Raw genomic sequence first — 18,527 nt, forward strand, 5'->3', positions numbered from 1 at the left:
CTTTTTTACGTCTGCAGAAAATAACTTTTACGTTCGCTCACGGGTATTGCTGAAGCATCAGCATGCTATGGGTACTTTTTTTACCTCAAAAAAGATCTTACCGTCTCGCTTTTAGTGCCGGCGAAATTTCCTTTCTTCTCTGTCGCTGTCGGTTATGCCACATTAAGCTGAAACATTTTCATAAATAGCATGAAGTCTCGACATTCCGCGTATGCCAGGCTAATCTCGGGCATCTGGATGTCTAAACGTTTATATGGTTATCAGCAAGAGGTGAGCAGGTTATGCCAATCAGGGTGCCCGACGAATTACCGGCAGTGAATTTCTTACGTGATGAAAATGTGTTTGTGATGACCTCATCGCGCGCCCGTGTTCAGGAGATCCGCCCGTTAAAAGTACTGATCCTTAACCTGATGCCAAAAAAGATCGAGACTGAAAATCAGTTTTTACGTCTGCTCTCCAACTCACCGCTGCAAATTGATGTGCAGCTATTGCGGATAGACAGCCGCGAATCGCGCAATACTCCCAGCGAACATCTGAATAACTTTTACTGCAATTTCGAAGAGATACAGCACGATAACTTCGATGGCCTGATTGTGACAGGTGCGCCGCTGGGTCTGGTTGACTTTAACGACGTCGCCTACTGGCCGCAGATCCAGCGCGTGCTGCACTGGGCAAACGAGCATGTCACCTCTACGCTGTTTGTCTGCTGGGCGGTACAGGCTGCGCTGAACATTCTGTATGGTATTCCCAAGCAGACGCGGCAAAACAAACTGTCAGGCGTCTATGAACATCAGATCCTGCATCCGCACGCTTTGCTGACGCGCGGCTTTGATGACAATTTTCTGGCGCCGCATTCGCGCTATGCGGATTTTCCCAGCCAGCTTATACGCGACTACACCGATCTCGAACTGTTTGCTGAATCTGAGGCAACCGGCGCTTATCTGATGGCGAGCCGGGACAAGCGGCTGGCCTTTGTAACCGGGCACCCGGAATATGACGCGCTGACCCTTGCAGGTGAATTTCACCGGGATAATGATGCGGGTCTGCAGCCGGAAGTCCCGTTTAACTATTTCCCGCAGAACAATCCGGCCCTGCCGCCGCGTGCGACCTGGCGCAGCCACGGCAACCTGCTGTTCTCTAACTGGCTGAACTACTATGTTTACCAGATCACGCCGTTTGATCTGCGCCATATGAATCCGACTCTCGACTGATCTCTTTTTAGCTTCTCTCCACCGCGATCGCCCTCAGGCCATCGCGGTTTTTTTATGTCTTTTCCAAAGCAGAAACCATTGCCTTTATTTTGATACTTTAAATAACAGTATATACAGAGAGTTAATGCTTATCTTTTCATAAAATGGAAATAGTTTTTGAAATAAAAATTAAAATGCATATGCTCTGATCCTGTCGGTTACAAAACATCCAGTATTCCGATCCCGGCAGTAAACCAGGATCGCTTCAGGAGAGAGCCAGCATGACAGACACGATTATTCACTCTACGCTGACCTTCACTCAGCCCTTCTCAGACGGGGAGCAGCAACTGCTGACGCCGGCGGCTATCGATTTTCTGCAGGCGCTGGTCGTGCGCTTTGCCCCGGAACGCGATCGACTGCTTAAAGCGCGGCAGCAGCGCCAGCGGGACTACGATCGCGGAGCGCTGCCTGACTTTAATGCGGAAACCACTTCCATTCGTGAAAATGAATGGCAGGTGCGCCCGCTGCCTGAGCTGCTGTGCGATCGCCGGGTCGAAATTACCGGGCCACCCGATCGCAAAATGACCATTAACGCGCTGAACGCCAACGTTAAGGTTTTTATGGCGGATTTCGAGGATTCGCTGGCTCCGTGCTGGAGCAAGCTGATTGAAGGGCAGCAGGTGCTGCGTGAAGCGGTCGCCGGTACGCTGCGATTCACGCGCGATGATGGCCGGATCTACCAGCTGCGCTCCGATCCTGCACTGCTGATGTGCCGGGTACGCGGATTACATCTGGCTGAAAAACATGTGGAATGGCGCGATAAAGCGATTCCGGCTGGCCTGTTCGATTTTGCCCTCTACGTGTTCCATAACGTGCGGGCACTGCAGGAGAAAGGGCACGCGCCGTGGTTTTATCTGCCTAAAACCGAACACGCCAGTGAGGTGGCATGGTGGCGTGAGATCTTCCGCTTCAGCGAAGATCGATTTGATCTGCCGCGCGGCACGATCAAGGCCACGGTACTGATTGAAACGCTGCCCGCGGTGTTTCAGATGGATGAGATCCTGTGGGAGCTGCGCGACCACGCGGTGGCGCTTAACTGCGGCCGCTGGGATTACATCTTCAGCTACATCAAAACGCTGGGCCAGCATAGCGATCGCATTCTGCCCGATCGGCAGCAGATCACCATGGATCAGCCCTTTCTGGATACGTACTCCCGGCTGCTGATTAAAACCTGCCACCGGCGCGGCGTACTGGCAATGGGCGGCATGTCTGCACTCATTCCGGCGCAGGAAGAGACGCGCAATGCGTGGGTAAAAGATAAAGTTGAGGAAGATAAAGCGCGCGAAGCGGGTAACGGCCATGACGGGACATGGGTTGCGCATCCTGGCCTGGCAGATATTGCCATGAAGGTGTTTGATCGCCAGCTGGGCGATCGCGCCAATCAGCTGCATGTGACGCGTGATACCGATTCGCCGGTAACGGCTGAGCGGCTGCTGCGTCCCTGTCGCGGTTTACGTACCGAAGCGGGCATGCGCGCAAACATCCGCGTTGCGCTGCAGTATCTGGAAGCGTGGATTAGCGGTAACGGCTGCGTGCCGATTGAGGGACTGATGGAAGATGCGGCAACGGCTGAAATCGCCCGCGCCTCTATCTGGCAGTGGATCCGTCACAAACAGATCCTGAGTGATGGCCAGCTGGTCACCGCTGCCCTGTTTGAGCAGTTTCTTGACGAAGAGCTGGCCGCGCTGCGTCAGCGCTACGGCGACGAACGTTTTCAGCAGGGACGCTTTGAAGATGCAGCCGCGCTGATGGCGCAAATCACCACGGATAACGAGCTGGTTCCATTTCTGACGCTGCCAGGCTACCGCCTGCTGCCCTGACCCCGGAGAGAGTGCTATGAATCGGACACAACAGATCACACAGCTGGAAATGAGCTGGCAGGATGCGCGCTGGAACGGTATCACGCGTCCCTATCGGGCGGAGGAGGTCATCAGCCTGCGCGGATCGGTGACGCCGGCCTGCACGCTGGCAGAGCGGGGCGCCGTCAGGCTCTGGTCGCTGCTTAACGGCGGTGCGGCAAAAGGTTATATCAACAGTCTCGGCGCATTAACCGGCGGTCAGGCGCTGCAGCAGGCGAAAGCCGGTATCGAAGCTATTTATCTCTCTGGCTGGCAGGTGGCGGCGGATGCGAACCTCGCCGGGCAAATGTATCCCGATCAGTCGCTCTATCCGGTTAACTCTGTACCGGAGGTGGTGCAGCGGATTAATCAGAGCTTTCAGCGCGCCGATCAGATCCAGTGGGCCAGCGGCCTGTCGCCGGAGGATGACGCGTATGTCGACTATTTTCTGCCGATAGTGGCCGATGCGGAGGCGGGCTTTGGCGGCGTACTGAACGCTTTTGAGCTGATGAAATCGATGATTGTGGCCGGGGCTGGCGCCGTGCATTTTGAAGATCAGCTGGCGGCGGTAAAAAAATGCGGCCATATGGGCGGTAAGGTGCTGGTGCCAACGCAGGACGCGATTCAGAAACTGATAGCTGCACGCCTTGCGGCTGATGTCATGAATGTGCCAACCGTGCTGATTGCGCGCACCGATGCGGACGCTGCTGACTTAATTACTTCTGACTGCGATCCGAACGACAGCGCGTTTATCACCGGTGAACGTACGCCGGAGGGATTTTATCGCACCCGTGCCGGGATCGAGCAGGCGATCAGCCGCGGTCTTGCCTATGCGCCCTATGCCGATGTTTTATGGTGTGAAACCTCCGCGCCCGATCTGGCGCTGGCGCAGCGCTTTGCTGACGCGATACACGCGCGCTATCCCGGCAAACTGCTGGCCTATAACTGCTCGCCTTCATTTAACTGGAAGAAAAACCTCGACGATCGCACCATCGCACGCTTTCAGCAGGCGCTGAGCGACATGGGCTATCGCTTTCAGTTTATTACGCTGGCCGGGATCCACAGCATGTGGTTCAGCATGTTTGACCTGGCGCACGCGTACGCGCAGGGCGAGGGGATGCGCCACTACGTTGAAAAAGTGCAGCAGCCGGAATTTGCGGCGCGCGACAAAGGCTACACCTTTTCATCGCATCAGCAGGAAGTGGGCACCGGTTACTTTGATCGCATCACCACGGTGATTCAGGGCGGCGCATCTTCTGTGACGGCCCTGACCGGCTCAACGGAAACCGCGCAGTTCTGATCGGATCGGCAAGAGAGGCGCCGCTGCTGTGCAGCGGCTCATGGCCACCGCGTACCGGAGATAACTGATGTCACCCGGAGAATCCCTTATTGCCCATACCATTCTGCAGGGCTTTGACGCGCAGTACGGTCGTTTTCTCGATATCACCGCCGGTGCGCAGCAGCGGTTTGAGCAGGCGGACTGGCCGGCGGCGCAGCGCGCCATGAAGGAGCGCATACATCTGTATGATCATCATGTCACCCTGGTAGTCAGTCAGTTGCGCGTGCTGAACGGGCAGGCGGAGTGGGATACCGCCTTCTGGCTGCGGGTAAAGGCGCACTATGAGACGCTGCTGCCGGGCTATCCGCGCCATGAAATTGCAGAGAGCTTTTTTAACTCCGTTTACTGCCGGCTGCAGGGGCACAGCCATCTGTTTCCGGAGCGGCTGTTTATTCACTCCTCGCAGCCGGGTTTGCAACAACCGGAAGCGCAGCGTCCACTGTCGCGTCGCTATGCTCCCCGGCCGGACTGGCAGAGTGCGCTGCGGCAGCTGCTGTCCGATCTTCCCCTGCGGCTGACGTGGCAGGATCGGGCACGCGATATCCGCTGGATTGAGCGGCATCTGAAGGAGCAGTTCAGCGCGGCGCAGCTGGCCGGTGCCGTGCTGGAGGTCGCCAGCGAACTTTTCTATCGTAACAAAACCGCGTGGATTGTCGCGCGGCTGCAGTTCCGCAGCGGTGAGATCCTGCCCTGTCTGCTGCCGATCCAGCGCGACAGCGATGGACAGCTGTGGATCGATACCTGCCTGATGGATCGCGATGAGGCGAGCATCGTATTTGGCTTCGCCCGCGCCAGCTTCATGGTTTACGCCCCGGTGCCTGCGGCGCTGGTGGCGTGGCTGCAGCCGCTGCTGCCAGGCAAAACCCTCGCCGAGCGCTATATCGCCATTGGCTGCCAGAAACACGGTAAAACCGAGAGCTACCGCGAATATCTGCACTATCTGGCACACCATGATGACGCATTTGCGCCTGCGCCTGGCGTGCGCGGCATGGTGATGCTGGTGTTTACTCTGCCGGGCTACGATCGGGTATTCAAGGTCATTAAAGACCGTTTCGCGCCGCAAAAGGAGGTAACGGAAGCGCAGGTGCACGACTGCTACCGGCTGGTCAAAGAGCACGATCGCGTCGGACGCATGGCGGATACGCAGGGGTTTCGCTATTTTGCCCTGCCGCGCGCGCGGATCCCGGACGCGCTGATGGCGGAGTTCATGCGCGATATACCGGAAAAGATCACGCTGCGCGATGAGAACGTTATCATTCGTCATCTCTGGCTGGAGCGTCGCATGGAGCCGCTCAACCTCTGGCTGCAGCACGCCAGCGAGGCGCAGCGTCGGCATGCGCTGGAGGAGTATGGCAATGCCATCTGTCAGCTGGCGGCGGCTAACATTTTTCCCGGCGATATGCTGTTTAAAAATTTCGGTATGACGCGCCACGGGCGCGTGGTGTTTTATGACTACGATGAAATCCGCCTGATGACTGAGCTGATATTCCGTGACGTTCCGCCCGCGCGTTATGAAGAGCAGGAGCTGCAGGCAGAGCCCTGGTACAGCGTCGGGCCCGATGACATATTTCCGGAGACGTTCCGTTACGCGCTCTGCAGCGAACCCGCGACCGGCAGGCTGCTGCAGACGCTGCATCCGCAGCTGTTTGACCCCGGCTGGTGGCGATCGCTGCAGGCGCAGATCCGCAATGGCCATGTTGAAGAGGCGATGGCGTGGCGTAACGCCCGGCGCTTCAGCGTGCGCTACGCCACGGTAGCAGTTTAACGCCCGGCGTACGTCTGCGTGACCGTTCGGGCGGCGCGGATCACCAGCGCACCCAGCTCGGTAATACGATCGTCCGTCATACGGGCCAGCGGGCCTGAAATAGAGATCGCGGCAAACGCGTCGCCGTGCTCGTCATAAATAGGTGCCGCCACGCAGCGCAGCCCCAGCGCATGCTCCTCATCATCATGCGAGAAGCCCATTTTGCGGATCAGCGCCAGATTCTCTTTCAGCGTATGCGGCGACATCAGCGTTTTAGGCGTATAGCCGTGCAGGCCTTTCTGATGCAGCAGTGCAGTTACCTGATCGTCATTCAGATGGGCCAGAAAAGCTTTCCCGGCGCCGGAAGCGTGCATCGGCAGCTTGCCGCCAATCGGGGCTGACATACGCATCAGCTGCGTGCACTGCACCTGATCAACAATCACCGCCTGATAATCACTCAGGTCCAGCACCGCCAGATTCACCGTCTCGCCAGCTTCCTCCATCAGTCGCCGTAACACCGGATGCACAATGGCCAGCAGATTGCGGCTCTGCAGAAAACTGCTGCCCACCACAAAGGCGTGGGCGCCAATCGTCCAGTAGCCCAGATCGCCCACCTGATGCACAAAGCCCTGCTGCTGCATCGTGGAGAGCAGACGATGCGTGGTTGAATTTGGCAGGCCCGCCTGCTGCGCCAGCTCGGTCAGCGCCACGCTGCCGTGCGCGTCGGCAATTAGCTCCAGCAGACGCAGGCCGCGCGTCAGCGACTGAACCTGACCGCCAGCCGGCGGCGTAGCCGCAGGGGAGGTAACGCGAGGTTTTTTTCCGCGTTTAGCCGGTACCGGGGTAGCCATAGTTGCTCCATTTCAGCGTTGTACGTGGAAACCATTTTCGTTTTAACCATTATGGAGGCAAATGCAGTTGTGCTGGTCGGATCTGTGAGCAATGAGGAAAGAAAGCGTGCGGAGTCTGACTGATGCCAGGGGAAAGAGGGGTGGAGAGCATCAGCACAGATAGAGTGCGCGGGTGTTACCCCGCGCCCGATCTTAATTAAACCGCGCGTCGCGATCGGCGGTCAGATCGTAGAGCTGATATTTACGACTCAGCATCTGGCCACCATCACGCGTCAGCGGCACCCAGTTCACCTGTGCACGGCCGCGCGTTGGCGTGACGGTAAACAGATCCATCGGAACCGAAATATAGAAGCCTTTGGTAAAGTCGCCTTCGCCATACGCTTCAGATGAAACGTTGGTTTTGGTGGCGTAGAAGCCCACGGTGACGCCGCTGTCGTAGCGTTTGGAGATATCCAGCGTGGCGCCTTTATCCTTCGCCAGGTATTGCCCCACGCTCGCTTTCACCAGCACATCCTGCATAAACCACGGGCGCCAGTAGGCGGTCAGATGACCGGTTGGCGCTTTGTAGTCGCGGAACTGCATCATGTTGTCCCAGTCGCGTTGTTTGACATAGTTGGCATCAACGCCCACCGCCCAGTTGCTGTCTACCGGGCGGTAGAGCACTTCAGCACCGGCGCCGCCATACATGGTCTCCAGATAGCCGCCATAAACCTGACCATACAGGTTATTACCGAGGTAATGCATATAGTTGGCCTGCAGATCGTTTACGTAGACATTGTTTTTCACATAGTCGCGGATATGGGTACGCACGCGCGGCAGCGTGGAGTCAGAGGGCGCGCCGTTATAATTGAAGCGGTCATAGTTGTTCACGATATTGCCGAACAGGCTGCCGCCCACCAGCAGGTGATCGGTCAGCCAGTAATCCGCGTTTGCCATCGCGCCAACCTGATACATATAGAAGCTTTCCGGCCCGCCAACTGACTGGTTGAGCACCGGTGACAGGCTGTAGTTCAGGCGATCTTTACGCATAAACAGGCCCTGCTCGGTTACGCCCGGATCGACCGGATTAACGCGCGACTGCTGCAGCGGCTGCTCATGCCCCAGCGGATAGCCGCTGAGCGTATTATGCAGGCTGGCAACCTGCGTGCGCGTCGTCACCTGCGGCATATTAAAGCGCGACTCCGTGACGGCAATCGTGTCAATGCCGGTCGGCAGGTGATTCATCATAATACGATTGGCGCGATCAACGCCTTCGCGCGTATCGCGATATTTGATCTGCTCACCGCTGACGTAAAGGGTAGCGCCTTTGGTCTGAATGCGCGGGCCATTGAATCCGGCGTCATACTTCAGTGCGCTAAGCTGGCTGGCGACCACGGCAGAATCCAGCAGATCGCCCTGCGGATGCGGGTCGTAAGCAGGCTTCGGCGTATCGATATGCGTCTGGCGCAGATCGTTGAAGTTGGTGCGAATGGTGACGCCAAACATAAAGGTGTTGCCGCGCTCATAGCTGGCATTGATATCTGCCCAGTCAGTAAGGCGATAAATCGCACCGGCGTTGACTTTGCTGCGCTGCTCCAGCCGTCCGGCAAAGTCATCCTGATAGTCGTTGCCCTCATACTCCAGCTTAAGGCGCAGCGGCTGCCACGGCGTCTGATACTCCACGCCGCCAAACAGGGCAGCAGGGCCATGAAACAGCTGTGAGCCATTGACTGAACCAGCCGTGCCGCCACCGGTGCGGCTGCAATAGCTGTCGCTGTAAGAGCAAAACGGGTTTTTCACGGTGCCGCTGTTGCCGAGATAGCCCCAGCCAAGGCCCAGCGTAAAATCGAACGGCCCCCAGGCTTTAGACGCCACCAGATATTCGCTGTCAAACAGCCCGGTACCGCCGAGGTCGCGTGAACCCACCGCCACCTCCGGCAGCCAGTAGCTCTCCTGCCAGAGGCGCAGTTTCAGATCGAACGCTTTATCTTTATAACTCTGGTTGCCGCTGAAATCTTCCACGCCGCTGTAGCGACGGGTCCGCACATCGGTATAGCGTACGGTGGTTTCCAGCCACGACAGAAGCTGAAGCGAGGCGGAGTAGTAGCGATACTGATCGTTATCCCGCGCGTTAAGGCTGAATTCACCCTCTTTCGCCATGCGGGCGGTAGGCGTCTGCAGCAGGCCGACGCCGCCAAAATCGGATTGTGAAGGACCCACCGGCTGCGGCCAGGTTTCAGCCTGCACCTGGCAGGCGGCAGAGACAGATGCAGCCAGCAGGCTGAGCAGTAGTTGTTTTTTCATTATTGCGGGATCCGGTGAGTCAGAACAGAAATCAGACGCGTATTTAAATCTGCCTGGCCCCACGGCAGGCTCCATGAGGTAAAGCCGAGCCAGATAATGCTGCCGGGTTCAACTTCAGCATGACGCTGATTCCAGTAGGCGACCGGAACCTGACGGACCTCGCCAGATGGCGCAATAACGGTGGCCACGCTGCGATCGCCGCCGGTCAGGCGTTCGTGTGCGGCGAGATAGTCGCGTACGCTGCGTCCGGGCTGCCAGCTCTCTGCGCCAGGCCGGGCGAGGGCGCCCATAATCAGTACCTGGTGCGGTTCCGGCAGGGTATAGAGGTCATAACTGCCCTGCAGCGCACGATCCGCTTCCGGATGCAGCCGCAGCCAGTCGATATCCAGCGAGGTAAACTGCCGGCCGGTAACCGGCAGCGCGTTGAGCTGCCGGATCACTGCACCGATGGTTGCGCCGAGTGCGGCATCGCTGCTGCCCTGCCAGGCGCGCAGATCGGTCAGCAGCTGGTGGCGCTGTTGCTGTACGGCAGCGGTAGCACCGCGCTCTGCTATGACGGTGCCGGGCCACCAGGTATTGAGGCCGGGATGCGTCAGCAGCTGGCTCAGACGCTGAACGTCATCAATCTGCATGCTGCTATCGCCTGTCGCAGCGTGCACGGTAATCTGGCCTGCGGCCAGCGCGTTGCCTGCCGCAGGCAGAGCCAGTGCAGCCAGCAGAGTGATTATTTTTTTCATGATTTAGCCGGCTTCAGAAGGGTGGTTACAACAGGAAACTGGTCAGCGGCAAGCATCTGCTGCGCCTGCAGCACCGTGCCGTCGCGGTTGTCGATCCAGAACGTGTTCTGCCAGGTGCGGTTCAGGCTCGCCATCGACACATTTTCCTGCCAGACGCGGCACGGTATCGCTTCTCCCGCCAGCGTCAGCACTTCATCTGTGCCGCGCTCAAACTGCGAGACCGCCGTTGCGGCGCGTACCCGATCCTGTTCACGCCACTGCACGACGCGTGTCCAGCTGGCACCGTTCTGCAGATGCAGCGCATCAGCCAGCGGATCCCCGGCGAGGTTGCTGACCGCCTGCAGGTTGTCGCGCAGTCCCAGCGTTTTCACCAGGCGGCCATGCTGCATCACCAGCATGGCTTTGTCCTGAGTCACCCACTTTTGCTGACCCGCTTCAAGGTAGCCGAGTACCACAAAGATACGTGCGCCATTGTCGATGCGGGCGTACATACTGGCGTAAGGGAGTTTCTGAATCTGTTCGGCACTGACCGTGACGTCGTCGGGACCATTGACGGCAAGCATAACGGTCTGCTCAAGACCTTTTTGCGTCTGTGTGCAGGCCTGCAGCAACAGACAAAGCAGCAGCAAAGAGAGTTGGCGCACTGTGTGTATCCCTGTCTAAAAAACAAAAGCAAAAAATAACCACACGGCGGTGTGGTCAGGAGTCAAAGCGTATTATCAGCGGGTCGTGCCCGTTGTGGTTGTTGTTGTACCGGTATTTGCGCCATCACCGCCGCCGCCGCCAGCAGCGGCAAGGCCGAGACCTACCAGCGCGCCGAGCGCGCCAATCCCCACCGCGGTCGATGCGCCAGAGGAGATCGCGCCCGCCTGTGCGCCGGCTGCTGCGCCGGTCTCTTCCGGTACGGCGTGGGCGGCAGAAGCGACCGCGAGATATAACAAGGCTGCACCGGCAGCCACGAGTTTTTTCATAACAGCGTTTCCTGCATTTAGAAAAAAATGAATGAAGGAGCTATCCTGGTTTCAGGCGCATTTACGTCAGAGCAATAAAATATCAGCCTGTAGCAGGCTAAAAAGCGCGCCTGTATCCGGCTGCTGTGGTATTGCAGTCAGAAAAAACCGGCGTGAATAGCTTTTTTCCGTGGCCCGTTTGCTGCTGCCTGAAGCGTAAATATGACGACATTATATACGGCAGGATTTTACACTTTTTTAGTAAAATTTGGCACGGAATAGGAATTATCGGATTTTCCTGATGGGTTGTAAATTTAAATCCGCGTGGATTCAGGGGGGCTGAGCGCCTGTTGCACACAATCAGATCCGGTAAAATCTGTGATTTTTGCAGAGGCTTAGCGCAACATCAGATTTTCTGTAGCCAGCCGAAGGGATATTTCATCAGCAATGAATGGCCGTATTAAAACCGGCAAATAAGCGGAATAAAAAAGGCGGCCAGCGGCCGCCCTGATGATCCTGATGCAAATTAACGCCAGGATTTGTAGCGATTGATCAATCCATTGGTCGAGCTGTCGTGACTGGCAATATCTGCGTCATTTTCCAGCTCAGGCAAAATACGATTTGCCAGCTGTTTGCCCAGTTCCACGCCCCACTGATCGAACGTGTAAATATTCAGAATGGCACCCTGCGTGAAAATCTTATGTTCATACAGCGCAATCAGCGCACCCAGGCTGTAAGGGGTAATTTCGCGCAGCAGAATGGAGTTAGTCGGACGGTTACCTTCAAACACTTTAAACGGCACAACGTGCGCCACGGACTCCGCCGATTTGCCGGCATCGGTAAACTCTTTCTCTACCGTATCGCGTGACTTACCAAACGCCAGCGCCTCGGTCTGAGCAAAAAAGTTCGACAGCAGCTTCTGGTGGTGATCGGCCAGCGCGTTATGGGTAATGGCCGGTGCAATAAAGTCGCACGGCACCAGCTTGGTGCCCTGATGGATCAGCTGATAAAACGCATGCTGACCATTGGTGCCAGGCTCGCCCCAGATAATCGGGCCGGTCTGATAGTCGACCGGATTGCCTTCACGATCGACATACTTGCCGTTCGATTCCATGTTGCCCTGCTGGAAATAGGCAGCAAAGCGATGCATATACTGGTCGTAAGGCAGGATCGCTTCGGTTTCGGCACCAAAAAAGTTGTTGTACCAGATACCGATCAGCGCCAGCAGCACCGGCAGGTTCTGCTCCGCCGGAGCGGTGGCAAAATGCTGATCCATCGCGTGTGCGCCGCTGAGCAGCTGCGTGAAGTTGTCAAAGCCGATGGAGAGAATAATAGAGAGGCCGATGGCCGACCAGAGCGAGTAGCGCCCGCCAACCCAGTCCCAGAACTCAAACATGTTGCTGGTATCAATACCAAACTCGCTGACCGCTTTGCCGTTGGTAGAGAGCGCGGCAAAATGTTTTGCCACGTGCTGCTGATCGCCCGCCGTTTTCAGGAACCAGTCGCGTGCGCTGTGCGCATTGGTCATGGTTTCCTGCGTGGTGAAGGTTTTTGAGGCCACCAGGAACAGCGTGGTTTCCGGGTTCAGATCTTTCAGCGTCTCAGCAATATGCGTGCCGTCAACGTTGGAGACAAAGTGCATATTCAGATGGTTTTTATAAGGGCGCAGCGCCTCAGTTACCATAAACGGACCGAGATCGGAGCCGCCAATGCCGATGTTGACCACATCGGTAATGGGCTTACCGGTGTATCCCTTCCATTCGCCGCTGATGATACGCTCAGAGAAGCCTTTCATCTTGTCCAGCACGGCGTTGACTTCCGGCATCACATCTTTGCCATCAACCAGAATCGGCGTATTGCTGCGGTTGCGCAGCGCCACGTGCAGCACGGCGCGCTCTTCCGTACGGTTGATCTTCTCGCCGGAGAACATCGATTTAATGGCGCCCGCCAGGTCAGTCTCTTTAGCCAGCGCCTGTAATTTTGTGAGGGTTTCCTCAGTGATACGGTTTTTTGAGAAATCCACCAGCATCTGGTCATCGAACGTAGCGGAGAATTTCGCAAAACGATCGGCATCCTGCTGAAAAAGATCGGCGATCTGCACTGATTTCATCTGTTCAAAATGCTGCTGCAGCGCTTGCCACGCTGCGGTTTGTGTCGGATTGATATTTTTCATGGCAACACTCTTGTTGATATAAGAACCGTCATTTCATCCGGGCGCGTTCCGCTGGCCCGGCATGCTTAGTTTCTCTTACGGCGCGCTGCTGATACCCCGGTGTGCGCCTGTTTATCAGGGGCATAACCGCGTCGGGTACAGTCGAACAGGCATCGCGCAAACGCATTTCAGTATGACCATAGTTGCAGGCGAAAGGAAAAATTTTGTGACCCTGGCCGCACGGTTTCAGTGAAATCCAGGCGCCAGTATGCCGCATGCGGAAAAGATAAATTCTGCGGCGCGTCAGTAAAAAGCCGCGTAAGCGGGCGCTTTTGTATCAGGGATCCCGCATCGGGCGCGGCGCGTATTTACAGCGGGGCTGCACGCGTTAAAAAATCATTTCTCCGGGTGCCACAAGGCTGGACAGCAGCACAATTTGTCGATAATTTATGCCCGCGACTTGCACCTCCGGGTGCAAGCCAGAAGAGGCGCGTCGCCCAGGCAGTGTGTTTGAGGATCCGTATCCGGCGAAAACACATCAGGGGGTGCGACGCCGAGATGGCATAACACGCGGAGTGTTGTGCTGTCGGCTGCAGGGGCTGAATCCTCTGGGTTGTCACCAGAAGCGTCCGCAGTCGGACGTTTCGCAAGGTGAAGTGCTTTTGGTGACTCATCTCCTGATCTTGTCTGTCCAATTCCGCTCTTCTCTTGTGCCAAGGCTGTTATCCCTGTCTTCTGAACCGAATTCCCGGCGGAAGATAACCTGACACGAGGTTTGTTACATGTCTCAACCGTTGATTGTGGCAAAATTTGGTGGCACCAGCGTTGCCGATTTCGATGCCATGAACCGCAGCGCAGACGTTGTGCTGTCCGATGCCCACACCCGTCTGGTCGTTCTCTCTGCGTCTGCTGGCGTGACGAATCTGCTGGTCGCGCTGGCCGAGGGCCAGGATCAGGCAGAGCGTACCCAGATGCTGGATGAAATTCGCCGTATCCAGTACGCCATTATCGATCGCCTTGCTGCGCCGGATGTGATCCGTGAAGAAATTGACCGCGTGCTGGAAAATATCACCATGCTGTCAGATACCACGGCGCTGGCCAATTCTCTGGCTCTTACCGATGAACTGGTCAGCCACGGCGAACTGATGTCAACGCTACTGTTTGTCGAGATCCTGCGCGAGCGCGGTGTCAATGCAGAGTGGTTTGACGTTCGCAAAGTGATGCGCACCAGCGATCGTTTTGGCCGGGCCGAGCCGCAGGTGGCTGAGCTGCAGACGCTGGCAGCGGCGCAGCTGCAGCCGCGCATTGCCGAAGCGCTGGTGGTGACTCAGGGCTTTATCGGCAGCGAGAGCAAAGGGCGCACCACCACGCTGGGCCGCGGCGGCAGCGATTATACTGCTGCGCTGCTGGGCGAGGCGCTGCAGGCTGAGCGCATCGATATCTGGACCGACGTGGCAGGTATCTATACCACCGATCCGCGCGTGGTGCCGGCTGCGCGCCGTATCGAAGAGATCACCTTCGAAGAGGCGGCAGAAATGGCAATTTTTGGCGCGAAAGTGCTCCATCCCGCCACGCTGCTGCCGGCGGTACGCAGCGATATCCCGGTGTTTGTTGGCTCCAGTAAAGATCCGGCCGCCGGCGGCACGCGCGTCTGCAATGAAACGCGTAATCCGCCGCTGTTCCGCGCGCTGGCACTGCGTCGCAAGCAGACGCTGCTGACGCTGCACAGCCTGAACATGCTGCACGCGCACGGTTTTCTGGCTGAGGTGTTTGCGATTCTGGCGCGCCATAATGTTTCTGTGGATCTGGTCACCACCTCTGAAGTCAGCGTGGCGCTGACGCTGGATAACACCGGCTCCACCAGCAGCGTGGATAGCCTGCTGACGCAGGCGCTGCTTACCGAGCTCTCTTCGCTGTGCCGCGTGGAAGTTGAAGAGAATCTGGCGCTGGTCGCTATTATCGGTAACAACCTGTCGAAAGCCTGCGGCGTGGGCAAAGAAGTCTTTGGTGCGCTGGAGCCGTTTAATCTGCGCATGATTTGCTACGGTGCCAGCAGCTACAACCTCTGTTTCCTGGTGCCGACGCCAGATGCGGAAGCGGTGGTGCGCGCGCTGCATCACAATCTGTTTGGTGCCTGATACCCCCCTTATGATGCTGATTAGCCGGACGCTGTCCGGCTTTTTTTCCGCCTGAACCCGCCATATCTGCTGGCGTTTGCCGCAAAGCGCAGTGTTATTTCCCGCTTCAGGGCGTAATACGCAGCAGCTGATAGGCAATTGCCGCCGGCACCGTCGTCGGCGATAACGAAATGTTATGATCCCTTCCGATTGCAGCGGTCGTTCCCCGTGCGATCTTTCACCTGTGGCACATTATCTAAAACCTCTCCGGCTCGTTTTTGTAGCGGACAAAGGTCTCTGAAAAAGGAAGTGTTTCATGCTCGCCAGTCTCACCCGCCTGTTCCCACTCTGGGCTGTACTGCTCTCAGTCGCCGCCTATTACTCGCCATCCACCTTTACCGGTATCGGTCCGTGGGTCTCTTATCTGCTGATGCTGATCATGTTTGGCATGGGCGTTACGCTAAATATTGATGATTTTAAACGCGTGCTGGTGCGTCCGGCTCCGGTGATTGCCGGCACCTTTCTGCACTATCTGGTGATGCCGCTGGCCGCATGGGCGCTGGCAAAGCTGTTTCAGATGCCGCCCGATCTGGCTGCCGGCATGATTCTGGTCGGCAGCGTCGCCAGCGGAACCGCGTCAAACGTAATGATTTACCTGGCGAAGGGCGATGTGGCGCTCTCGGTGACGATCTCTTCCGTCTCTGCGCTGGTGGGCGTATTTGCCACTCCGCTGCTGACCCGTTTTTACGTTGATACGCATATTCAGGTCGACGTAGTGGGGATGCTGCTGAGCATCGTGAAAATTGTGGTGATCCCGATTTCACTCGGGCTGATTATTCATCACACCATGAACAGCGTGGTGCGCCGCGTTGAACCCTGGCTGCCGGCGTTTTCCATGCTCTGCATTTTGCTGATTATCAGCGCGGTGGTGGCGGGTAGCCAGAGCTTTATCGGATCGGTGGGCCTGATGGTTATTCTGGCGGTGATCCTGCATAACGCCATTGGTCTGCTCGGCGGCTACTGGGGCGGCAAGCTGTTTGGCTTTGATGAGTCGACCTGCCGCACGCTGGCGCTGGAGGTGGGGATGCAGAATTCGGGGCTGGCGGCTACGCTCGGCAAACTCTATTTCTCACCGCTTGCTGCCCTGCCGGGTGCACTCTTCTCGGTCTGGCACAACCTCTCCGGCTCACTGCTGGCAGGCTACTGGTCTGGCAAACCCATAAAGAAAAAATCCTGAATGGTTGATGCGGGCGATGCCAGTCGCCCGCAGCCATAGCATGCGGTTATAACTTCAGATACGCCCGGATCCCATCCAGAAACATCTGCGTCGCCAGCATAATCAGGATCAGTCCCATCAGCCGCTCCAGCGCGTTAACGCCTTTGTCGCCCAGCAGGCGCAGAAACACTCCCGACAGCAGCAGAATGATAACCGTAGCTCCCCAGGCGATCAGCAGCGCGCCGACCAGATGGCTCATCTGATGCGGGTACTGGTGCGACAGCAGCATCAGCGTGGCCAGCAGTGAGGGGCCGGCGACCAGCGGGATGGCCAGCGGCACGAGAAACGGCTCCTCACCGGCCGGCAGGCCGCTGCTGCCGGTGTCGCCGGAAGGAAAAATCATGCGAATCGCGATCAGGAACAGAATAATGCCGCCGGAAATAGAGACCGTTTCGGTGCGCAGATTCAGGAACATCAGAATGCGTTCACCGGCAAACAGAAACAGCAGCATCAGACCGAGCGCAATCAGCATTTCGCGCATCAGCACCACGCGACGGCGTCTGGGTTCCAGATGTTTCAGCACCGACATAAAAATAGGCAGATTGCCGAGAGGATCCATGATCAGCAGCAGCAGCACGGTCGCAGATATCATTTCAGTCATGGGCGGTAAACCACTCCTTTCTGTTGGTGTTCACTATTATTAGCTCTGTTGCTGAAAAAACAGGTGTAATCGAATTAATTCACTTGCCAGAAGTGCAGCATTTTGTAGAGTTGAAGGTCGCAGGTAAACCTGAATATTACGCAGGCTCGCGCATCGTTAGCGCCGGGTCTGATACATGCACTATACAGGCCTCGGCCCGAGCTCCTGAGACGGACAGAAAATGAAGAATGTAGGTTTTATTGGTTGGCGTGGCATGGTCGGCTCTGTGCTGATGTCACGAATGAGCGAAGAACGCGATTTTGACGTGATCAATCCGGTGTTCTTCTCTACGTCACAGCTGGGTCAGGCTGCGCCCGCGTTTGGCGGTAAGTCAACCGGCGCGCTGCAGGATGCGTTTGATATTGACGCGCTGAAAGCGCTCGACATCATTATTACCTGCCAGGGCGGCGACTATACCAGTGAAGTCTATCCAAAGCTGCGCGAGAGCGGCTGGCAGGGCTACTGGATTGATGCAGCTTCTACGCTGCGCATGAAAGATGACGCCATCATTATTCTCGATCCGGTCAACCATCAGGTGATTCGCGACGGCCTGAACAACGGCATCAAAACCTTTGTCGGTGGCAACTGCACCGTCAGCCTGATGCTGATGTCGCTGGGCGGCCTGTTTGCAAACGATCTGGTAGAGTGGGCCTCGGTGGCGACTTACCAGGCGGCGTCCGGCGGCGGCGCGCGTCATATGCGCGAACTGCTGACGCAGATGGGTATGCTGCATGACCATGTCGCTCCGGCGCTGCAGGATCCCGCTTCCGCTATTCTGGAGATTGAGCGCAGCGTGACTGATTTTACCCGTTCCGGCACGCTGCCGACGGATAACTTTGGTGTGCCACTGGCGGGCAGCCTGATTCCCTGGATCGACAAGCAGCTCGACAATGGCCAGAGCCGCGAAGAGTGGAAAGGGCAGGCGGAGACCAACAAGATTCTCAACACCGGCAACATCATTCCGGTTGACGGCCTCTGCGTGCGCGTCGGTGCGCTGCGCTGCCACAGCCAGGCGTTTACGCTGAAGCTGAAAAAAGATCTGCCGCTGGCAGAGATTGAGCAGCTGCTTGCAGCGCATAACGAGTGGGTAAAAGTGGTGCCAAACGATCGCGAGATCACGATGCGCGAGCTGACGCCCGCCGCGGTTACCGGTCGCCTGACCACGCCGGTTGGCCGCCTGCGCAAACTCAATATGGGACCGGAGTATCTTTCCGCTTTCACCGTTGGCGATCAGCTGCTGTGGGGTGCCGCAGAACCGCTGCGTCGCATGCTGCGTCTGCTTATCGACTAAGCGCAGCGACATCAGACAGGCCGGGGTTTCCCGGCTTTTTTTTAATCAGCTGACGGGCA

Annotated in this window: 14 protein-coding genes and 1 riboswitch; of the genes, 7 read left to right on the forward strand and 7 right to left on the reverse strand. The window is 57.1% G+C overall.

The genetic code is table 11. The features are described from left to right. Positions 1-281 precede the first annotated feature (281 nt). From metA to aceK, 4 genes are all read left to right on the forward strand, one after another. The gene (metA, locus tag B4056_RS02025; RefSeq protein ID WP_039381857.1) at positions 282-1,211 is read left to right on the forward strand and encodes a homoserine O-acetyltransferase MetA; all 930 of its coding nucleotides are present in this window, start codon (positions 282-284) and stop codon (positions 1,209-1,211) included. A gap of 260 nt (positions 1,212-1,471) precedes the next feature. Further along, positions 1,472-3,070, forward strand: coding sequence for a malate synthase A (gene aceB, locus B4056_RS02030; protein ID WP_094112278.1), 1,599 nt, complete (start codon positions 1,472-1,474; stop codon positions 3,068-3,070). 16 nt (positions 3,071-3,086) lie between these two features. Next, the gene (aceA, locus tag B4056_RS02035) at positions 3,087-4,388 is read left to right on the forward strand and encodes an isocitrate lyase (protein ID WP_288653695.1); all 1,302 of its coding nucleotides are present in this window, start codon (positions 3,087-3,089) and stop codon (positions 4,386-4,388) included. A 67-nt stretch (positions 4,389-4,455) separates the two neighbouring features. After that, on the forward strand, positions 4,456-6,192 hold the full coding sequence (gene aceK / locus B4056_RS02040) for a bifunctional isocitrate dehydrogenase kinase/phosphatase (protein ID WP_288653696.1): 1,737 nt from the start codon (positions 4,456-4,458) through the stop codon (positions 6,190-6,192). Here aceK and iclR read toward each other — a convergent pair. The 6 genes from iclR to pgi all read right to left on the reverse strand — a co-directional run bounded on the left by iclR (position 6,189) and on the right by pgi (position 13,165). Beyond that, on the reverse strand, positions 6,189-7,022 hold the full coding sequence (iclR, locus tag B4056_RS02045) for a glyoxylate bypass operon transcriptional repressor IclR (RefSeq protein ID WP_150034797.1): 834 nt from the start codon (positions 7,020-7,022) through the stop codon (positions 6,189-6,191). The two genes, aceK and iclR, sit on opposite strands and share 4 nt — an antisense overlap. A gap of 192 nt (positions 7,023-7,214) precedes the next feature. Next, positions 7,215-9,305 (reverse strand): YjbH domain-containing protein, encoded by a 2,091-nt coding sequence (locus tag B4056_RS02050; RefSeq protein WP_094112275.1) that lies wholly within the window; start codon positions 9,303-9,305, stop codon positions 7,215-7,217. After that, the gene (locus B4056_RS02055; RefSeq protein WP_039381872.1) at positions 9,305-10,042 is read right to left on the reverse strand and encodes a capsule biosynthesis GfcC family protein; all 738 of its coding nucleotides are present in this window, start codon (positions 10,040-10,042) and stop codon (positions 9,305-9,307) included. The genes B4056_RS02050 and B4056_RS02055 overlap by 1 nt, the downstream gene beginning before the upstream one ends. Beyond that, positions 10,039-10,686 carry a YjbF family lipoprotein gene (locus tag B4056_RS02060; protein ID WP_094112274.1) on the reverse strand — a complete coding sequence of 216 codons (648 nt, stop codon included), beginning with the start codon at positions 10,684-10,686 and terminating at the stop codon, positions 10,039-10,041. The genes B4056_RS02055 and B4056_RS02060 overlap by 4 nt, the downstream gene beginning before the upstream one ends. A 75-nt stretch (positions 10,687-10,761) precedes the next feature. Then, on the reverse strand, positions 10,762-11,013 hold the full coding sequence (gene yjbE, locus B4056_RS02065) for an exopolysaccharide production protein YjbE (RefSeq protein WP_113655588.1): 252 nt from the start codon (positions 11,011-11,013) through the stop codon (positions 10,762-10,764). A 505-nt stretch (positions 11,014-11,518) separates the two neighbouring features. Further along, the gene (gene pgi, locus B4056_RS02070; protein WP_065650404.1) at positions 11,519-13,165 is read right to left on the reverse strand and encodes a glucose-6-phosphate isomerase; all 1,647 of its coding nucleotides are present in this window, start codon (positions 13,163-13,165) and stop codon (positions 11,519-11,521) included. 454 nt (positions 13,166-13,619) lie between these two features. After that, positions 13,620-13,814: riboswitch (Lysine riboswitch) on the forward strand. A 112-nt stretch (positions 13,815-13,926) separates the two neighbouring features. Between pgi and lysC the strand changes: the two genes are divergently transcribed. Next, positions 13,927-15,282 (forward strand): lysine-sensitive aspartokinase 3, encoded by a 1,356-nt coding sequence (gene lysC, locus B4056_RS02075; RefSeq protein WP_094112172.1) that lies wholly within the window; start codon positions 13,927-13,929, stop codon positions 15,280-15,282. A 295-nt stretch (positions 15,283-15,577) separates the two neighbouring features. Further along, positions 15,578-16,498, forward strand: a complete 921-nt coding sequence (panS, locus tag B4056_RS02080) for a ketopantoate/pantoate/pantothenate transporter PanS (RefSeq protein ID WP_039381880.1) — start codon at positions 15,578-15,580, stop codon at positions 16,496-16,498. A gap of 46 nt (positions 16,499-16,544) precedes the next feature. Here the strand turns inward: panS and B4056_RS02085 are convergent, their stop codons facing one another. Next, positions 16,545-17,138, reverse strand: coding sequence for a YhgN family NAAT transporter (locus B4056_RS02085; protein ID WP_094112171.1), 594 nt, complete (start codon positions 17,136-17,138; stop codon positions 16,545-16,547). A gap of 220 nt (positions 17,139-17,358) precedes the next feature. On the opposite strand from B4056_RS02085, the gene asd reads away from it, so the two are divergent. Beyond that, entirely contained in the window at positions 17,359-18,468 is a 1,110-nt protein-coding gene (gene asd, locus B4056_RS02090; protein ID WP_071668465.1) for an aspartate-semialdehyde dehydrogenase, read from the forward strand. Positions 18,469-18,527 lie beyond the last annotated feature (59 nt).

It is taken from the genome of Pantoea sp. UBA7232, assembly GCF_002473195.1.
Lineage (GTDB): Bacteria > Pseudomonadota > Gammaproteobacteria > Enterobacterales > Enterobacteriaceae > Pantoea > Pantoea eucrina.

Coding starts and splice junctions, on each gene's coding strand:
- metA (WP_039381857.1), top strand. CDS start 282: ATGCCAATCAGGGTGCCCGACGAATTACCGGCAGTGAATTTCTTACGT.
- aceB (WP_094112278.1), top strand. CDS start 1,472: ATGACAGACACGATTATTCACTCTACGCTGACCTTCACTCAGCCCTTC.
- aceA (WP_288653695.1), top strand. CDS start 3,087: ATGAATCGGACACAACAGATCACACAGCTGGAAATGAGCTGGCAGGAT.
- aceK (WP_288653696.1), top strand. CDS start 4,456: ATGTCACCCGGAGAATCCCTTATTGCCCATACCATTCTGCAGGGCTTT.
- iclR (WP_150034797.1), bottom strand. CDS start 7,022: ATGGCTACCCCGGTACCGGCTAAACGCGGAAAAAAACCTCGCGTTACC.
- B4056_RS02050 (WP_094112275.1), bottom strand. CDS start 9,305: ATGAAAAAACAACTACTGCTCAGCCTGCTGGCTGCATCTGTCTCTGCC.
- B4056_RS02055 (WP_039381872.1), bottom strand. CDS start 10,042: ATGAAAAAAATAATCACTCTGCTGGCTGCACTGGCTCTGCCTGCGGCA.
- yjbE (WP_113655588.1), bottom strand. CDS start 11,013: ATGAAAAAACTCGTGGCTGCCGGTGCAGCCTTGTTATATCTCGCGGTC.
- pgi (WP_065650404.1), bottom strand. CDS start 13,165: ATGAAAAATATCAATCCGACACAAACCGCAGCGTGGCAAGCGCTGCAG.
- lysC (WP_094112172.1), top strand. CDS start 13,927: ATGTCTCAACCGTTGATTGTGGCAAAATTTGGTGGCACCAGCGTTGCC.
- panS (WP_039381880.1), top strand. CDS start 15,578: ATGCTCGCCAGTCTCACCCGCCTGTTCCCACTCTGGGCTGTACTGCTC.
- B4056_RS02085 (WP_094112171.1), bottom strand. CDS start 17,138: ATGACTGAAATGATATCTGCGACCGTGCTGCTGCTGCTGATCATGGAT.
- asd (WP_071668465.1), top strand. CDS start 17,359: ATGAAGAATGTAGGTTTTATTGGTTGGCGTGGCATGGTCGGCTCTGTG.